The 16,139-nt window shown below is 70.5% G+C and carries 17 protein-coding genes and 1 rRNA gene; 9 read left to right on the top strand and 9 right to left on the bottom strand.

What is annotated here, in order from left to right:
- Positions 1-21: 21 nt before the first annotated feature.
- From recN to Q9G87_RS37125, 4 genes are all read right to left on the bottom strand, one after another.
- Positions 22-1,731, bottom strand: coding sequence for a DNA repair protein RecN (gene recN / locus Q9G87_RS37140; protein WP_305921256.1), 1,710 nt, complete (start codon positions 1,729-1,731; stop codon positions 22-24).
- Positions 1,732-1,848: 117 nt separating this feature from the next.
- Positions 1,849-2,748 carry an NAD kinase gene (locus tag Q9G87_RS37135; RefSeq protein ID WP_305921255.1) on the bottom strand — a complete coding sequence of 300 codons (900 nt, stop codon included), beginning with the start codon at positions 2,746-2,748 and terminating at the stop codon, positions 1,849-1,851.
- The gene (locus Q9G87_RS37130; RefSeq protein ID WP_305921254.1) at positions 2,745-3,557 is read right to left on the bottom strand and encodes a TlyA family RNA methyltransferase; all 813 of its coding nucleotides are present in this window, start codon (positions 3,555-3,557) and stop codon (positions 2,745-2,747) included. Before Q9G87_RS37130 ends, Q9G87_RS37135 begins: the two co-directional genes overlap by 4 nt.
- Positions 3,554-3,772: a hypothetical protein gene (locus Q9G87_RS37125; protein ID WP_305921253.1), complete on the bottom strand. Its 219-nt coding sequence runs from the start codon at positions 3,770-3,772 to the stop codon at positions 3,554-3,556. Before Q9G87_RS37125 ends, Q9G87_RS37130 begins: the two co-directional genes overlap by 4 nt.
- Positions 3,773-3,899: 127 nt before the next feature.
- On the opposite strand from Q9G87_RS37125, the gene Q9G87_RS37120 reads away from it, so the two are divergent.
- The gene (locus Q9G87_RS37120; protein WP_305921252.1) at positions 3,900-4,247 is read left to right on the top strand and encodes an SCP2 sterol-binding domain-containing protein; all 348 of its coding nucleotides are present in this window, start codon (positions 3,900-3,902) and stop codon (positions 4,245-4,247) included.
- 115 nt (positions 4,248-4,362) lie between these two features.
- Here the strand turns inward: Q9G87_RS37120 and Q9G87_RS37115 are convergent, their stop codons facing one another.
- Positions 4,363-5,337: an HAD-IIA family hydrolase gene (locus tag Q9G87_RS37115; protein WP_305921251.1), complete on the bottom strand. Its 975-nt coding sequence runs from the start codon at positions 5,335-5,337 to the stop codon at positions 4,363-4,365.
- A 184-nt stretch (positions 5,338-5,521) separates the two neighbouring features.
- Positions 5,522-5,944, bottom strand: a complete 423-nt coding sequence (locus Q9G87_RS37110; protein ID WP_305921250.1) for a tetratricopeptide repeat protein — start codon at positions 5,942-5,944, stop codon at positions 5,522-5,524.
- 299 nt (positions 5,945-6,243) lie between these two features.
- On the opposite strand from Q9G87_RS37110, the gene Q9G87_RS37105 reads away from it, so the two are divergent.
- Positions 6,244-7,665, top strand: a complete 1,422-nt coding sequence (locus tag Q9G87_RS37105) for a DUF1015 domain-containing protein (protein ID WP_305921249.1) — start codon at positions 6,244-6,246, stop codon at positions 7,663-7,665.
- Positions 7,666-8,298: 633 nt separating this feature from the next.
- Here Q9G87_RS37105 and Q9G87_RS37100 read toward each other — a convergent pair.
- The gene (locus Q9G87_RS37100) at positions 8,299-8,709 is read right to left on the bottom strand and encodes a single-stranded DNA-binding protein (RefSeq protein WP_305921248.1); all 411 of its coding nucleotides are present in this window, start codon (positions 8,707-8,709) and stop codon (positions 8,299-8,301) included.
- Positions 8,710-8,795: 86 nt separating this feature from the next.
- Here Q9G87_RS37100 and Q9G87_RS37095 point away from each other — a divergent pair, with 86 nt between their 5' ends.
- The 5 genes from Q9G87_RS37095 to Q9G87_RS37075 all read left to right on the top strand — a co-directional run bounded on the left by Q9G87_RS37095 (position 8,796) and on the right by Q9G87_RS37075 (position 12,595).
- Positions 8,796-9,746 (top strand): MBL fold metallo-hydrolase, encoded by a 951-nt coding sequence (locus tag Q9G87_RS37095; RefSeq protein WP_371825882.1) that lies wholly within the window; start codon positions 8,796-8,798, stop codon positions 9,744-9,746.
- A 200-nt stretch (positions 9,747-9,946) separates the two neighbouring features.
- Positions 9,947-10,360, top strand: a complete 414-nt coding sequence (locus Q9G87_RS37090; protein ID WP_305921246.1) for a hypothetical protein — start codon at positions 9,947-9,949, stop codon at positions 10,358-10,360.
- A 14-nt stretch (positions 10,361-10,374) separates the two neighbouring features.
- Positions 10,375-10,755, top strand: a complete 381-nt coding sequence (locus Q9G87_RS37085) for a YciI family protein (protein ID WP_305921245.1) — start codon at positions 10,375-10,377, stop codon at positions 10,753-10,755.
- Positions 10,752-12,014 carry an RNA polymerase sigma factor gene (locus Q9G87_RS37080; RefSeq protein WP_305921244.1) on the top strand — a complete coding sequence of 421 codons (1,263 nt, stop codon included), beginning with the start codon at positions 10,752-10,754 and terminating at the stop codon, positions 12,012-12,014. The genes Q9G87_RS37085 and Q9G87_RS37080 overlap by 4 nt, the downstream gene beginning before the upstream one ends.
- A 65-nt stretch (positions 12,015-12,079) precedes the next feature.
- Positions 12,080-12,595 carry a GNAT family N-acetyltransferase gene (locus Q9G87_RS37075; protein ID WP_305921243.1) on the top strand — a complete coding sequence of 172 codons (516 nt, stop codon included), beginning with the start codon at positions 12,080-12,082 and terminating at the stop codon, positions 12,593-12,595.
- A 108-nt stretch (positions 12,596-12,703) separates the two neighbouring features.
- Here Q9G87_RS37075 and Q9G87_RS37070 read toward each other — a convergent pair whose 3' ends face one another.
- A complete protein-coding gene (locus tag Q9G87_RS37070) occupies positions 12,704-13,858 on the bottom strand; it encodes a midas domain-containing protein (protein ID WP_305921242.1) in 1,155 nt (384 codons plus the stop codon).
- Between Q9G87_RS37070 and Q9G87_RS37065 the strand changes: the two genes are divergently transcribed.
- Complete coding sequence (locus Q9G87_RS37065; protein ID WP_305921241.1) at positions 13,763-15,601, top strand: ribonuclease E domain-containing protein; 1,839 nt, start codon at positions 13,763-13,765, stop codon at positions 15,599-15,601. The two genes, Q9G87_RS37070 and Q9G87_RS37065, sit on opposite strands and share 96 nt — an antisense overlap.
- A 64-nt stretch (positions 15,602-15,665) precedes the next feature.
- Positions 15,666-15,935 carry a hypothetical protein gene (locus Q9G87_RS37060; protein ID WP_305921240.1) on the top strand — a complete coding sequence of 90 codons (270 nt, stop codon included), beginning with the start codon at positions 15,666-15,668 and terminating at the stop codon, positions 15,933-15,935.
- A gap of 87 nt (positions 15,936-16,022) precedes the next feature.
- Here the strand turns inward: Q9G87_RS37060 and rrf are convergent.
- A 5S ribosomal RNA gene (gene rrf, locus Q9G87_RS37055) occupies positions 16,023-16,139 on the bottom strand.

Here is a 16,139-nt window from a genome sequence, read left to right as displayed (position 1 = left end):
TGTCCGCTATGTCACCCAGGATCACCGATCCGTCGCGGCGAGCCCCAGGAGTTCCTCGGCGTGCGCCCGGCCGAGCTCGGAGTCTTCCAGACCGGCCAGCATGCGGGACAGCTCACGCACCCGGCCCTCGTGGTCGAGCGCGGTGACGCCGCTGCGCACGACGCTGCCGTCGCTCGCCTTCTCGACCACGAGGTGCTGGTCGGCGAACGCGGCCACCTGCGGCAGGTGGGTGACGACGATCACTTGGGCGGTGCGGGCCAGCCGGGCGAGCCGGCGCCCGATCTCCACCGCGGCCTTGCCGCCGACACCCGCGTCGACCTCGTCGAACACGAACGTCGGCACCGGATCCGCACCGGCGAACACCACCTCGATCGCGAGCATCACCCGGCTCAGCTCACCGCCGGAGGCGCCCTTGTTGAGCGGCAGCGGCGGCGCGGCGGGGTGGGCGGCCATCCGCAGCTCCACCTCGTCGACCCCTTCGGGGCCGAACTCCGCGCTCCGGCTGAGCTGCACGACGACCCTGGCATGCGGCATGGCCAGCGCCGTCAGCTCCTCGGTGACGGCCTGACCGAACCGCTCGGCGGCGGCCTCGCGCACCCTGGTCAGCTCGCCGGCCAGGTCGGTGAGCTTGTCGGTCAGCTCATCGTGCTCGCGGGTCAGCTCGTCGATGCGCTCGTCGTCACCTTCCAGCTCGGCCAGCCGGGCCGCGGCCTGCTGCGCCCACGCCAGGACCCCGGCACTGTCCTCGGCATATTTCCTGATAAGTCCGGACAACACGGAGCGGCGTTCCTGCACGGCCGCCAGCCGCGCCGGATCGGACTCGATCGACTCGGCGTACGCCGCCAGGTCCGTGGCCACGTCGGAGATCAGGTATCCGGCCTCGGCCAGCCGGTCGGCCACGCCGGCGAGCTGGGTGTCGAAGTCGCGCACCGTCTCCACGGCCGCACGCGCCTCGCCGAGCAGCGAGATCACATCATGAGGGCTGCCGGCCGCCTCCATGGGGTCGCCGAGCAGCGCGGTGTGCGCGGTGGTCGCGGCGCTGCGCAACGCGTCCGCGTGCGAGAGCCGCTCCTCCTCCGAGCGCAGGTCGGCGTCCTCGCCCGGCTTGGGGTCGACCTTCTCGATCTCCTCCAGGCCGAAGCGCAGCATGTCGGCCTCCTGCGCCCGCTCCCTCGCCCTGGTGGTCAGCTCCTCCAGCAGCGCGGCGACCTGCTTGTGCCGTTTGTACGTCTGCGCGTAGGCCCGCAGCGGCTTGACGAGCTCGTTGCCGGCGTATCGGTCCAGCGCGGCCCGCTGCCTGGCGGGCTGGAGCAGCCGCTGCTGGTCCATCTGCCCGTGCACCGCCACCAGGTCGTCGGCCAGGTAGGTCAGGGTGCCGACAGGCACCGTGCGGCCGCCGAGCCAGGCCCTGGACCGGCCCTCCGCCGACACGGCACGCGAGATGATCAGCACGCCGTCCTCGACCTCGCCGCCGATGTCCTCGACCTGCTGGGCGACCCGCCCGCCGGACTCGATGACCAGCGTGCCCTCCACGCTCGCACGGTCGGCGCCCGGGCGGATGCGCGAGGGGTCGGCCCGGCCACCGAACAACAGCCCGAGCCCGGTGACGACCATCGTCTTGCCCGCGCCCGTCTCGCCGGTGACCACGTTGAACCCCGGCGAAAGCTCGAGCACGGCCTCGTCGATGACGCCGAGCCCCTGGATGCGGACCTCCTCGACCCTTGGTCGCACTGCCCACTCCCGTCACTGCCGTGTCTTTCGGTCACACGGATCGTCTCACTGATGGTCCACGGATCGTCTCCGAACACGTGTGCCCACGTGATCCTACGCGCTCCGCCTCCCATTCACTCAGGGTCGCACCCTTCCGCGCCAGCCCTGAACAGGAAGCTCGAACTTGGCGACCAGCCTGTCGGTGAACGGCGCGCCGGTGCTCTCCACCCCGTGCAGCCGCGCCAGGCGCACGGGCTCGGCGCCTCTGCGCACCTCCACCCGCGAGCCGGACGGCAGCTCGAAGCGGCGCCGCCCGTCGCACCACAGGACGCCGCCCGGTGTGTCCGGCAGGATCTCCACGGCCAGCGTGGAGCGTGGTGAGACCACCAGCGGCTTGGCGAACAACGCGTGGGCGCTGATGGGCAGCATGAGCAGCGCGTCGACCTCCGGCCACACCACAGGCCCGCCCGCCGAGAAGGCATAGGCGGTCGAGCCCGTCGGCGTGGCGCAGATCACGCCGTCGCAGCCCCAGCGCGACAGGGGCCGGCCGTCGATCTCGGTGACCACCTCGAGCATGCGTTCCTGCTTTTCGACGGTGGCCTCGTTGAGCGCCCACGTGTCGGCGAGCACGCGGCCGTTCAGCCGGGCGATCACGTCGATCGTCATGCGCTCCTCGACGTCGTAGCGGCCGGCCACGACGCTGTCGACCGCCGCGGCCAGGTCGTCGACCTCCGCCTCGGCCAGGAACCCGACATGCCCGAGATTGACCCCCAGCAGCGGTGTGCCGGCGGGCCTGGCCAGCTCGGCGGCGCGCAGCAGCGAGCCGTCGCCGCCGAGCACCATCATGACCTCGGCGTCCTTGACGGCGCTCGGGTCGCCGGGCACCGCCTTGACCCCGGAGCAACCGATCTCGCCCGCCTCTGACTCGAGCACTCTGACGGTGATCCCGGCGTCGACCAGCCGGTTGATGACCAGGCGGGCGCTCTCGACGGCGGCGTCCCGCCCGGTGTGCACGGCGACCAGCACGGTCCGGTTCATTGCGGCCCTTCCGCGACGGCACGCTGGATTTCGGCTTCGAGGTCGGCGACCGGCGGCTCGCCCTCTCCCTTGCCCAGCCAGAGCAGATATTCCACATTTCCCGACGGTCCGGGCAACGGGCTGGCGGTCACGCCGCGCACGGTCAGCCCCAGCTCCCGTGCCTTGGCGGCGGCGTCGCGCACGGACTGCCGCCGCAGCTCGGGATCACGCACGACGCCGCCCGCCCCGACGAGGTCCTTGCCCACCTCGAACTGCGGCTTGACCAGCAGCACGAAATCCGCCTGGGGGGCGGCGACCGCGGCCAGAGCGGGCAGCACCAGCCGCAGCGAGATGAACGACAGATCGCCCACGATCAGCGTGGGCGGCTCGCCGACCATGCCGGGGGTCAGATCGCGGACGTTGACCCGTTCCATCACCGTCACTCGCTCGTCGGTCCGCAACGACCAGGCCAACTGGCCGTAGCCGACGTCGACGGCCAGCACGTGCGCCGCGCCGCGGCGCAGCAGCACGTCGGTGAACCCGCCCGTGGAGGCCCCCGCGTCGAGACACCTGCGGCCCTCGACGGTCAGGCTCCGGAACGTGTCCAGCGCGCCGAGCAGCTTGTGCGCTCCGCGCGAAACGTAGTCGGGGCCGTCATCCGAGGCGGCCACGACGATGGGGGAGGCGGTGTCGACCTGGGTGGCGGGCTTGCGTGCCAGCTGGCCGCCGACGGTGACCCGGCCGTCGTCGATGAGCTGGGCCGCCTGCTCGCGTGACCTCGCCAGGCCCCGGCGCACCAGCTCGCTGTCGAGGCGGATCCTCCGGGTCACCGCTCACCCGGCGCCGGCTCGCCCGCGGCTATTGGGGCTGCTGGGACCTGCGTGGCCTCCGCGGCTTCGACGGCCGCCAGCGTGGCCTCGAGCTCGGAAAACGCCTCGTCGAAGACGGCCACGTGGGCGCCGACCGGCAGCTCGCCCAGACGGCCGAGGCCGGCCACGATGGCGTCGACCCGCTCGTCGCCGGTCTCCTCCGGCAGCTCACTCATGATTCGACCGTAACGCCTCCCGCGAGCGCGCGGGACCTTGGCAGGCGTGTCACACGTTGAAGGTCATACGGGGGTGCTAGTGATGTGGAACGCTACGGTCCGTAAAGGAAGAGAAAGGATGCGCATCATGGCAAGCGTCGAGGAGTGCCGGGCGGCACTGGTGAAGCTCGTCGCCCAGTTCGACGAGATCGACGAGGAGGACCGGGCCAAGCACGTGGTGGAACGCACGGTCAGCTGCCGTGTGCCCGACCTTGACGTGATCTTCTATGGCCGGCTGCACCACGGGGGGCTCGACCCGTTCACGGAGCAGCCGCCGGCGGACGGCAAGCCCGCCGACGTGAAGATCACGATCGCGAGCGACGACCTGATCGCGCTGGTCGACGGGGAGCTGGACCTGGCGCGTGCGCTGCTCGGCGGCCGGGTGAAAATCGACGCGAGCTTCGGAGACCTGCTGCGGCTACGAAAGCTGATCTAGACGAGCCGATCGACCGCCCAAGTTATTTAATGACAGCGTTAATCATTTGGCGACGGGCGAACAGCAACGTGGTGCAGGCGGCTCTATCACGCGCCAGCCCGACGCGCGCATCGGCTCACCCGGCGATGCGATCCAGCACGGGCTTGACCGCGTCCTCCTCGACCCGTCCCTCTCCAGCCGCCGCCCACGCCGCATCGCAAGCCGCCCGCAGCCCGTCGATCCTGCTCCCGTCCCCTTCCAGCCGCAGCGCCCCGTCCTTCCACAGGGCCCGCCAGCCCCCGCAGGCCCCGTCCCGCACCTCGGGATAGGGCAGGCGCAGCGCTCGCAGATCCGCCGCGACGTATGTGGGCCGGTGCCGCGGCTCCGCCGTCAGCACGTCGACGGCCGCGGCCACTCCCGTCAGCACCAGCAGGCTGTCCACCCCGGCATTGGCCGCACCCTCGATGTCGGTGTCCAGCCGATCTCCCACGACCAGCGGCCGCCGAGCCCCCGTACGGATCATCGACTCCCGGTGCAGCGGCGGATCCGGTTTGCCCGCGTACACCGGCTCCACCCCGGTGGCCGCGGCGATGACCCGCACCATCGCCCCGTTGCCCGGCAACTCGCCCCGGCCGGTGGGCATCGTGCTGTCGCGGTTGGACGCCACGAACCACGCACCCTGCCGCACCGCCAGCGCGCCTTCGGACAGCAGTCCGTACGACAACCCCGGCGCGATCCCCTGCACCACGGCGACAGGCGACTCGTTGGCCGTCGAAACCGGTCGAAGCCCTCGATCCCGTACGGCCATCCGCAGCCCGGAGCCGCCGACCACGAGCACGTTCGACCCGGGCGGCACTCTTTCCGCGATGAGCCGGGCGGCGGCCTGTGCCGAGGTCACCACATCCTCGGCCGTCGCAGGCGCACCGAGCTCGCGCAGATGGGCGGCGATGGCGGCCGGTGTACGGGAGGCGTTGTTCGTGACGTAGGCCAGCCGCACGCCCTGCCCGCGCGCTTCCTCCAGGGCCTGCGGCGCCCCGGGCACCGCGTGGCTGCCCAAGTAGACCACGCCGTCGAGGTCGAGCAGCAGGGTGTCGTACCCGTCGATCAGCACAGCGCCTCTTCCCGTTTGCCTCTCAGGCCGCGTGAGACTCTAGCGCCGAACAATCCGGCCTCCTCACGCGCCACCAGCCCCGACGGGCCCTGTCACCCACCACCGGGCCATCCGGGCCCCTGACGGCAATGCCCCCGCCACCGCAACGCCCGGGGAAAGCGCCCGACAACGAAACGCAATGAGCCTACATTTCCCGGCGAGCGCGCAAGGTAGCGCGGACGCTCTTCAACGCCGACACGTAATGCCGCTCATCGGGTCGCATGGCGACCGCGATGGCCAGCGGTTCCTGCGCCCCTTCCACATCACCGGTCCGCCACAACGACAACCCCAGCCCGAAGTAGGCGTAATCCTCCGCCGGATTGGCGTCCACGATCTGCCGGAAACTGGCCGCGGCCTCGGCGTACTGCCGGGAATTGAACTGGGCCCGGGCCAGCGCCTCAAGAATGCTGCGCGATTCCGGCTCGGCCGCGGCGGCACGCTCGAGCAGGGCGGCCGCGGCGGCGGGACTGCCTTCTTGGAGCAGCTTGACCCCGCGCTGGTACCAATCGTAAACAGTGCCCCGGGGAGTGCCCGAGTTCTCATCATTGGGGTTTCCATCTGGAGCCATGGGTGAAGACTCCCTTTCTTGATCCTTTGCCGGAGACTCCGCCTTCAGGACGGAGTAAGCCTGAAGTGACGATGAGTGATACCATGGTTACAACGTGCCGCCTGGGCGTTGTCAACCGCTCGGACGCCGCGGTCGTCCGGGAGCCGGCCGGAAGTCTTGAGAGCAAGCCCCCTCCTTCCAGGTGGGTGTGCAGTTGGCCGCTGGACGACAGACCCGCTCTGCCCCGCTGTGGAGCGGGCACGGCTGCAACCAAGGGGCGGCTCCCGGAAGGCGCAAGCATTTATGGGAGCATGCCCGGTATGGGGATTCCTGAACTGCCGGTGCCGAATGGACTCGTGCTGCGGCCCTTCCGAGGGGTACGGTTCGCCGTCGAAGATCCCGCCAAGGTGACCTCCCCACCCTACGACCTGATCTCTGACGCGGACGTGGACGCCCTCCTGAAGCTTCACCCGAACAACGTCGTCCGCCTCATCCTCCCCTGCCCCAATCCGGGCAACTCCTCTCCCGCAACCACAACGACCGACTCCGGCGCTGGCGTCGCCCGACCCGCCGCGGTCCCGCTCGAAGCACGGTACGCCGACGCCCGGGACACGCTGCGCGCCTGGCTGGAGGCGGGCATCCTGGTTCCGGACGAGGCTCCGGCGCTCTACGTGTACGAGCAGAGCGGACCGGGCGTCGTCCAGCGCGGCCTGATCGGCGACGTGGGCCTGGCCGACCCCGGCCAGCACATCATCCTGCCCCACGAGGACGTGATGCCGGGCCCGGTCGCCGACCGGCTCGCGCTCATGAGCACCACGAAGGCCAACCTCGAACCGATCTTCCTCCTCTACGAGGGCGCTGACCGCGCCGCCTCCCGCTTGGTGGACGAGGTGGCCACGAAGCGCCACCCCCTCGTGACCGCGCACACGGAGGACGGCCTCACGCACCGCCTATGGGCGATCACGGACGAGACGGAGATCGCCGCGATCAACGCCGACCTCCGTGATCGGCAGGCGTTGATCGCCGACGGCCATCACAGGTACGCGACGTACCGCGTACTCCAGCGCCAAGAACGAGCCACCCGCCGACCTCCGCGCCCCGACCACCCGAAACGCGACAACCGAGCCGCCGAGCACGCCGAGGAGGGCCGGCCGTCCCCCGTGGGAGGCCTGCTCGCCCCGTGGGACTTCGGCCTCGCCTTGCTCGTCGATTCCACCGCGTATCCGCCCGATCTCAAGGCCATCCATCGCGTGATCCCCGGCCTCCCGCTGGCCGAGGCGACCGCCAAGGCCAGGGGCTCGTGGCGGGTCCGCGACTTTGACGACCTGGCCGAGGGCCTGGCCGAGCTCGAGAACGCCCAGGAACCGGCATTCCTGCTCGCCGGCGCGAACGGCGTGCACCTCCTCACGGATCCCGACCCCGTCCAGCTGGCTCATGCCATGCCGCCCGACCACTCCGACCGCTGGAACGCCCTCAACACCTCCATCCTCACCGAGTTCGTCCTGCCCAAGGTCTGGGGCATGCGTGACGACGAGGAGACCGTACGGATCGTCCACCACGACGCGGAGGCCGCAGTGCGGCTGGCCGCGCGAACCGGGGGCACCGCCGTGATCCTCAAGCCACTGGCGATCGACGACGTGCTGGCCGTCGCCGCAGGCGGTGAACGCGTCCCCCGCAAGTCCACCTCCTTCGGCCCCAAGCCCAGAACAGGCCTGGTCCTGCGCACGTTCGCGATCGACTGAGCAGCGCAACCCCGCGGTCCTCCGCCACAGCGGAACCCGTCCTCACCAACCCACGGCTCAGGCCCCGGCCTTACCAAGAGCCGCAGAAAGCCATCGGCCTTCAGGCCGTGGATGAATGCGTCCTCGCCAGGGGATGGCCCGCCGAAGGCGGGGCAGACCGGAGCGCACAGCGCGGACCCAGAACCTTGACGAAATCACTTGCAGTAGTGACGCGGCCGGGTCCATCATCGCTGATTATCGAACGAGTGAGCGATAATCAAGCCACACGGGAGATCGCTTTTATGGAATAAGGCGGCCGGGCTGGTCGTCTCAGGACGTGGAGACTTCGGGGTTGCCCGGTCTGCGAAGCGTCAAGCACCCCGTTCCATAACCCATGGCGTCCAACGCCGTGGGTTGCCGCCGAAGGCGGCACGGGAATCCTCGCCCCTTCAGGGCGAGGTACAGGTCAACACCCCACGCCGTCGGCACCAACGCAACTTCTGCCTCCAGCCTCACTCCAGCGCACAAAGGGACGCCGCGAGCGTCGCCCCTGTCCCGCAGCGTCGCCCGAACCCTCGCTTCGCGCAGAGGACCGGCCCCCGGCCCCAGCCCCGACCGGTCGGGAGTCGGCCCGAACCGGTCGGAGCGGGCAGGTCAGCTTGCCTGCGCCAAGCGGGACACCTGTCTGGGCACCAGGGCGGCAGGCGTCTCCGCAGGGCGGTCGCCTTCCGGCGCGGGGAGAGGCGCGGCCGCGGTGACCGCCTTGGCTGTGCCCACCTCCACCTCGTACTTCCAGATCTTGGCCGCCGCAGGGCCGAAGACGCGGCAGCGGAACGCGCCCGTCACTTCGATGTAGTCGCGAGGCTTGAGACTGCGGACCACGGCGGCCGCTTCGCCGTTGTAGGTGACGCACGGGATGCTGTCCGTCACGATGCCCCCTCGCCTGTCCCGCCGCCGGCGGCGCACGATGATGCGCCACTTCGTCGCGGTGTCGCCGCTCGGCAACGAAAACTCTTCGACGGCCGCCGAGAGCCTCCCCATCAGCACGACCTCGTTTCGGTCCACTGCCATCCTCCTGTCGATGCTCTGGTGGAGATCACTCTTTACGATGAGAGGGAGGCCGGATCGGCTCGAACGCCGTTCTGGGGACAATGGTTGCGCGCTCGGGAGTGCCTGTGGACAACATCACCGCTCTAGGCGGCGACGTCTATGAGATCGACACGAGGATGGCCGGCTACTCCGGCATCACGGCCGGCTATCTGATCCTGAGCGACCGCCCATGCCTGGTGGAGACCGGCACCTCGACCTCCGCTCCCGTGGTGCGCGACGCGCTCGCCTCGCTGGGCGTCGGCCCGACGGATCTGGCCACCGTCGTCGTGACCCACATCCATCTGGATCATGCCGGCGGGGTGGGCGACATCGCCGGATTCTTCCCGTCGGCGCAGGTCGTGGTCCACGAGAAGGGCGCCCGCCACCTGGCCGAACCGTCACGGTTGATGGCGAGCGCCCGCATGGTGTGGGGTGACCGGCTCGACACCCTCTTCGGCGAGCTGTCACCCACCGAGGCCGGGCGCATCGTCGCTCTGGGCGACACCGGCGCCATCGATCTGGGCAACGGACGCACGCTGAACAGCCACTACTCCCCCGGCCACGCGAAGCACCACGTGGGCCTCGTCGACTCCGCCACGGGCGACCTGTACGTCGGCGACGCGGCCGGCGTCTACCTCCCCCAGACGGGCGACCTGCGTCCGGCCACGCCCCCACCGGACTTCGACCTGCAGACGGCACTGGACTCGATCGCGCTGTTCGGGGCGCTCGGCCCGCAACGGCTGCTGTTCAGCCATTACGGCCCGGTGGAGGCGGTCCAGGAGACGCTCGAACGCTCCGCCGAAGAGCTTCGCGTCTGGGTCGATCTCACTCGGCAGGCCCATTCCGAGGGCATGGATCTGGACCACGCCGTCGCCATGGTCAGGGACCGGACTAAGCAACGCTATACCGCGCTGAAGTCGGATGACCCGACGGCGGAGCAGTTCGAGCTGCTGAGTGGCGCCCCGTCGAACGTCGCGGGAATCCTCCACTGGCTCGACCGCGTCTCTCCCTGAGCCTCAGTGTTCTCATGATCTCCGCCGGCGAGGGGCCGGCACCGCACATTCACCGGCCAGGCCGCGCGCCCGCACGAATAGCGCTTCCGAAAAAATCTTGGAGAAACAGCGGGGAGGATGTCGAAAGCCGGTGTGCCGGCTCCGAGGTATCAGCAGAACCCGCCCAGAGGGGCGAGTGAAGCCAGAACGAGGAGACGGCGATGAGCGAGCAGATGCGCAAGCTGGCCGGGATGGTCGGCACCTGGCAGTTGTCGGGCGGCGTCAAGGGAACGGTGCGGTTCGAGTGGATGGAAGGTGGTTTCTTCCTCCTCCAGCACGTCGACCTGGTCCACGAGGGCCGCCAGATCAAGGGCCTGGAGGTGATCGGCCACGAGCGGCTGTTCGGCGCCGAGCCCAGCGAGGAGATCAAGTCCCGCTTCTACGATTCCACCGGCTACACCCTGGACTACGTGTACGAGGTCCACGACGACGGCAGTCTCACCATCTGGGGCGGCGAGAAGGGCTCCCCCGCGTACTGCCGGACCACCGTCAGTGAGGACGGCAACTCGTTCACCGCATCGTGGGTCTGGCCCGGTGGCGGCTATGACACCATCGGAACCCGGACCGTCGGGTGACCAGGAGGCACGCTTTGAAGTACCTGCTGCTGGCGTACACGAAAAAGGCGGACTGGGACTCGGTCGACGTGAACAGCCCGGAGTTCCAGGCCATGTGCGCGTTCTACGAGAACCTCGGCAAGGAGCTCACCGAGTCGGGCGAGTTCGTCTCCACGGAAGGGCTGGCGCATCCGTCCCTGACCCGGACCGTACGGATGCGCGAGGACGGCCCGGTCGCCGTGGACGGCCCTTACGCGGAGGCCAAGGAGGTGCTGGCGAGCTTCGGGATCGTGGACTGCGCCAGCCACGACCGGGCCATGGCGATCGCCGCCCGCATTGTCGCGGCGGTCGGCGACACAGTAGAGGTGCGGCCGATCGGCCAGGGGCCGCTGGCGGAGGACACGCCCCTGTCGTGACGGTGCCGCCCAGGATCGAGGACCTGCTGCGCGAGCACGCGCCGCAGGTCCTCGGCGCGCTCGTCCGCCGCTACGGGCACTTCGACACCGCCGAGGACGCGGTGCAGGAGGCCCTGGTCGCGGCCTCGGCCCAGTGGCCGGCCGACGGGATCCCGCAGGAGCCGCGCACCTGGCTGATCCGGGTCGCCTCGCGACGTCTGATCGACATGCTGCGCAGCGAGCAGTCCCGCCGCGACCGGGAGGCCGCCGAGGCGGTCCGGATCCTTCCCGAGCAGTACCTGGCGCCACCGGCGGATGTCGGCCTGTCCACGGACGACTCGCTGGTGCTGCTGTTCGTGTGCTGCCATCCGGCGCTCAGCCGGCCGTCCCAGGTCGCGCTCACCTTGCGGGCCGTGGGCGGGCTCACCACCGCCGAGATCGCGCGCGCCTTCCTCGTCCCGGAGCCGACCTTGGCGCAGCGGATCAGCCGGGCCAAGAAACAGATCAAGACCTCGGGAATCGGCTTCCAACCGCCGCCACCGAGTGAGTACGCACCCCGGCTCGACGCCGTGCTCCAGGTGCTCTACCTCATCTTCAACGAGGGGTACGTCGCCACGGCCGGCCCGGACCTGCAGCGTACCGATCTGGCGGCGGAAGCGATCCGGCTGACCCGAATGCTGCATCGTGTTCTCCCGGATGACGGTGAGGTGGCAGGCCTGCTCGCCCTGATGTTGCTCGTCCACGCCCGCCGCGCCGCCAGGACCGACGCGAGCGGTGCCCTCGTACCGCTCGCCGAGCAGGACCGCGGCGCCTGGGACCGGGACGAGATCGACGAAGGCATCGCGCTGGTGACCCACGCCATGTCCCACGCCGACCTCGGCCCGTATCAGGTGCAAGCGGCGATCGCGGCGGTGCACGCCGAGGCGGCCACCGCGGGCGACACCGACTGGCGGCAGATCCTGGGCCTGTACGACCTGCTGGAACGGATGACCGACAACCCCGTCGTGACGCTCAACCGGGCGGTCGCGGTGGCGATGGTGCACGGTCCGCGCGTCGGCCTCACGTTCCTGTCCTATCTGGACGATGACCCGCGTCTGGCCGGGCAGCACCGGCTGGAGGCCGTCCGCGGGCACCTGCTGGAGCTGGCGGGCGAGCCGAGCCGGGCCCAGGAGTGCTACGAAAGCGCCGCCCGCCGCACCACCAGCGGGCCCGAGCAGCGATATCTCCAGCTCAAGGCCGCGAAACTGGCGAGATCCGCACCACGCCCCTCGGCCACCTGACGGCGGCACCCTACGCGTGCGAGATCGATTGACCGGAATGAGACGGTTCCGGTACGTATGATCAGGTGATTGAGCTTCGCGCGTTCGCGCCTGCCGACGCCGTGAGTGTGGCCTCGTGGATCGACAGCTTGGAGGCGCTCATCACCTGGTCCGGCAACACCGGATTCACCTGGCCGTTCGACGCGCGCCAGCTTTCCGCCTTCCACGCGTCGGACCCCAGCCGTCGCTGCCACGTCGCCGTCGGCCCCGACGGGACACCGGTGGGCCATGTCCTGCTGCGAACCGAGCCGTCCGGCCGATCGGTGCGGCTGGGCATGGTCCTGGTCTCACCTGCGGTCAGGGGGCGGGGATATGGCGAGGCCATGGTGGAGGCCGCGCTCGGCGAGGCCTTCGCCTCCCCGGCCATTCAGCGGGTCAACCTGGGCGTCTACTCGCACAACGCCGGCGCCATGCGGCTGTACGAACGGTTGGGATTTCGCACCGAGAGCGTCGACCCGAAGGCGACGTGCGTCGCCGGCGCGTGGTGGGCGTCGACCACCATGAGCCTGCCTCGCGACGCATGGCGGTCTCACGCGACCTGACCAGTCGCTGATCAAAGACTTCTGCTCAGAGGGATCCCCGTCCAGCGATCACGTGACCGTGCTCCGCCGTACCGCATGGTCGCGGTACGGCGGAGCAAGGCCGCCGGCCTAGTCGTCGGACTTGGAGCGACTCTGCGTGGGCTCGTCATCCTCGTCCGGCCTGGCGCCGAAGTCGGGCTCGATGAACGCCGGCGTGATGCCCGGAGTCTCCGCCTGCGCCGCCGCGCCAGGCGCTCTCTGCTCGGCTCCGGAATCGTCGGAGCTCTGCTCGTCCGCGTCCGAGCCGTCCAGAACCTCCTCAGGCCCTGAGCCGTTGAGAACTTCCTCAGGCTCTGAGCCGTCGAGAACCTCGGCGGACTCCGAGCCGTCCACGCCCTCCTCGGCAGGCTCGGTGCCGTCCAAGGCCTCGGCAGGCTCGCGGTCCTCCGCTTCCCCACCCTGGGCGTCGGCGGGCTCAGGCTCCTCCTTCAGGAGGTCGCCTGCTTCGGCGAGGGCCTCGGCGTCGTCCACGTCCTCCTCCGCCTCGGCCGCGGTCCCGCTCTCGGCCACGCCTGCGTCGTCGAAGTCGTCCTCGTCGTCGAAGTCCTCCTCGACGTCCTCGATGACGGCGCCGGTCAGCTCGGCGTACCGCTCGGCGGCGTCCGTCTCGCCGTCGTCATCGAACGCCATCGCCCGGCCGAACCAGTCGGTCGCCGCCTCCGTGTGCCCGGCCTCGGCCAGCGCGTCCGCGTATGCGAACGCCAACCGCGCCGACCAGGGCTTCGGCTGCGGGTCACGCAGCTCCGGCAGGCGCTGCAGGGTGATCACAGCGGCGTCGTGCTGGCCCAGGTCGCGGCGGGCGCCGGACTCGACGATGGTCAGCTCGATGCGCCCGGCCCGGTCGAGGCGCTCGGCCTCCGGCGACCGTACGAGGTCGATGGCCCGCTCCGGACGGCCGAGCCCGCGCTCGCAGTCAGCCATGACCGGCAGGTACGCCTCCGACCCCGTCAGCCTCCGCGCCGCCCGCAGATCGCTCAGCGCCTCGGAGAAATGCCCGGCGCGGTACGCGACGATGCCTGCGGCCTCCCGCACGACACCGATGCGGGCGGCGAACCTGCGCGCCACCTTCGTGTGCTCATGCGCCCGGTCGGCGTCGTCCTCCTCCAGTGCCCGCTCAGCGGCGACCAGGTGCCGGCCGACGAGGTCGGCGAGGTCGCCGGGCAGGGAGCGGAGCTCCTCCAGCACTTCCTTGTCCAGCTCGTCCGCGGTGATGTCGGGTGCCACCTCCGGCAGCCGCTCACGCTGGGGCGCTTCGCTCTCCCGGTCGGACCTGCCGTACCTGGCGCGAGTGCCCTCCCCGGAACGCTCCTCCCGCCGGTCGCGGTCGTCCCGCGAGAATGGCCGGGACGGCCGCTGGCCGCCCTCGGGCCGGGGGCCGCGGTCGCCATAACCGCCCTCGCGCCGGGGACCGCGGTCGCCATAGCCGCCTTCTCGCCGCGGACCGCGGTCCTCGCGGAAGCCGCCTTCGCGCCGAGGGCCTCGGTCCGCGTATCCACCCTCACGGCGCGGACCCCGCTGGTCGCGGAAGCCACCCTCGCCACGAGGACCTCGATCGTCACGTCCCTCGCCACGCGGACCACGATCATCGCGGAATCCACCCTCGCCACGGGGACCCCGATCACCGCCGAACCCGCCCTCGCGACGGGGACCCCGATCGTCACGGAACCCGCCCTCGCGACGGGGGCCACGATCGTCACGGAAGCCGCCCTCGCGACGGGGGCCACGGTCCTCGCGGAAGCCGCCCTCGCGACGGGGACCCCGATCACCGCCGAACCCACCCTCGCGACGAGGGCCACGATCACCGCCGAACCCGCCTTCGCGACGAGGGCCACGATCATCGCGGAACCCACCTTCACGACGGCCCCCGCGGTCATCACGGAAGCCGCCCTCGCGCGGGGCAGCACGATCGCCGTAGCCGCCCTCGCGACGGGGACCGTAACCGCCCTCACTACGTGGCCCTCGGTCGTCACGGAAACCGCCGCTCCTGCGCGGACCACGATCGCCGTAGCCGCCTTCGCGCCGGTCGCCGGAACCGCCCTCACGACGCGCCCCACGATCATCCCGATCCCGGAACGGACGCCGCTCATCGCCCTCACGCCGCCCGCCACGCGCGTCGCGGCCTCCGCCGCCTTCGCTCCTGGGGCCGCCTTCGCTCCTGGGGCCGCGGTCTGCGTATCCGCCCTCGCGCCGCGGACCGCGGTCGCCATAACCGCCTTCTCGCCGCGGACCACGGTCGTCACGGAACCCGCCGCCGGGCCGGTCGCCGGAACCGCCGCCCTCGCGACGCTCACCGTAACCGCCCTCGCGACGCGCCCCACGATCATCCCGGTCCCGGAACGGACGCCGCTCGCCACCCTCACGCTGCCCGCCACGGTCGTCCCTGTCACGGTAGGTGGGGCGGTCATCACCGCGGGATCCGCGCTCCGAACCCTCACGACGCGGCCCGCGGTCGTCGCGGAACCCGCCCTCGCGCCTGGCGCCCCGATCCCCGTACCGGCCGCCGCTCTCGCCACGGCCGCCGCTTTCGCCACGGTCGCCGAATCGGCCGCCCTCGCGGCGGTCGCCGTATCCGCCCTCACGACGCGCACCCCGGTCGTCCCGGCCCTCGTCCCGCCGCGAGCCTCTGTCGTCGCCGCGGCCGGAGGAGCGTCCTCTGTCATCGGAACGGAACGGTCGGTCGCCGCCGGAGTCTCGCCCGCGAGAGCCGTACCCGCCGCTCCTGTCGCCCCCGCCAGAGCGCCTGTCCTCTTGATCGCCGCGCCCGCGCTGTCCGCCGTCCGGTCCGTTATCTCTGTTCACTTCTGGTCCATTTCGTTGGGCTCAACCAGCGGACTCACAACGACGGTCCACCGTGGCTGGTCGCCGCCCGTCCTCGGGCCTTACGCGACGAAGGCCACCCGTGGGGTGGCCCGGTTCTTCCAGCCTAGCAAGCCGGAGAACGTCCACGAGCCCGACTCAAGTCCATGAATGGGCTGGCCCATAAAACACTCACGAGCCAAGACCGCCTGGCCATCACGTTACGCACTCACGAATGGAAGCGCTCGCCACGGTTGAATCCGCAGGATTCCAGCCGCCGCAGCCATGCGACTTTGCGCATGATCGGTACGCTTCCGGGCTGGGCAAGCGCCTGCTCCGCCAGTCCGACGGCGAGCAGCGGCGACCCACCCAGCTTGCTATCACTCAGGTGTTCGACCGCCGCTCACACCATCGCCACGCAGCGCGACCACGCAAGTCGTTTCCGTCACTGCAGGATGTCCTCGCCTGCACATCTGGCATCATCTGTTTCGGCGGCCTCAGATGATTCGCCGGCCAGCATGTGCGATTTCTTATCCCAAAAAAGAGAAAGGGCCCCGACCGTGCTGGTCGAGGGCCTTTCTCATCAAAGATTGTCCGGCGGTGACCTACTCTCCCACACCCTCCCGAGTGCAGTACCATCGGCGCGGGGAAGCTTAACTTCCGGGTTCGGAATGTAACCGGGTGTTTCCTTCCCGCCATAACCGCCGTA

It is taken from the genome of Nonomuraea turcica (assembly GCF_030718205.1).
In the GTDB taxonomy this organism is placed as follows: domain Bacteria; phylum Actinomycetota; class Actinomycetes; order Streptosporangiales; family Streptosporangiaceae; genus Nonomuraea.
Note: the sequence above shows the minus strand (reverse complement) of the source record. Positions and strands in the feature narration are given on the sequence as shown.

Excerpts from the sequence above, each read along its gene's own strand:
- Q9G87_RS37135 (WP_305921255.1), bottom strand. The coding sequence starts at position 2,748 with ATGAACCGGACCGTGCTGGTCGCCGTGCACACCGGGCGGGACGCCGCC.
- Q9G87_RS37125 (WP_305921253.1), bottom strand. The coding sequence starts at position 3,772 with ATGAGTGAGCTGCCGGAGGAGACCGGCGACGAGCGGGTCGACGCCATC.
- Q9G87_RS37120 (WP_305921252.1), top strand. The coding sequence starts at position 3,900 with ATGGCAAGCGTCGAGGAGTGCCGGGCGGCACTGGTGAAGCTCGTCGCC.
- Q9G87_RS37110 (WP_305921250.1), bottom strand. The coding sequence starts at position 5,944 with ATGGCTCCAGATGGAAACCCCAATGATGAGAACTCGGGCACTCCCCGG.
- Q9G87_RS37105 (WP_305921249.1), top strand. The coding sequence starts at position 6,244 with ATGGGGATTCCTGAACTGCCGGTGCCGAATGGACTCGTGCTGCGGCCC.
- Q9G87_RS37095 (WP_371825882.1), top strand. The coding sequence starts at position 8,796 with ATGGTTGCGCGCTCGGGAGTGCCTGTGGACAACATCACCGCTCTAGGC.
- Q9G87_RS37090 (WP_305921246.1), top strand. The coding sequence starts at position 9,947 with ATGAGCGAGCAGATGCGCAAGCTGGCCGGGATGGTCGGCACCTGGCAG.
- Q9G87_RS37060 (WP_305921240.1), top strand. The coding sequence starts at position 15,666 with ATGGAAGCGCTCGCCACGGTTGAATCCGCAGGATTCCAGCCGCCGCAG.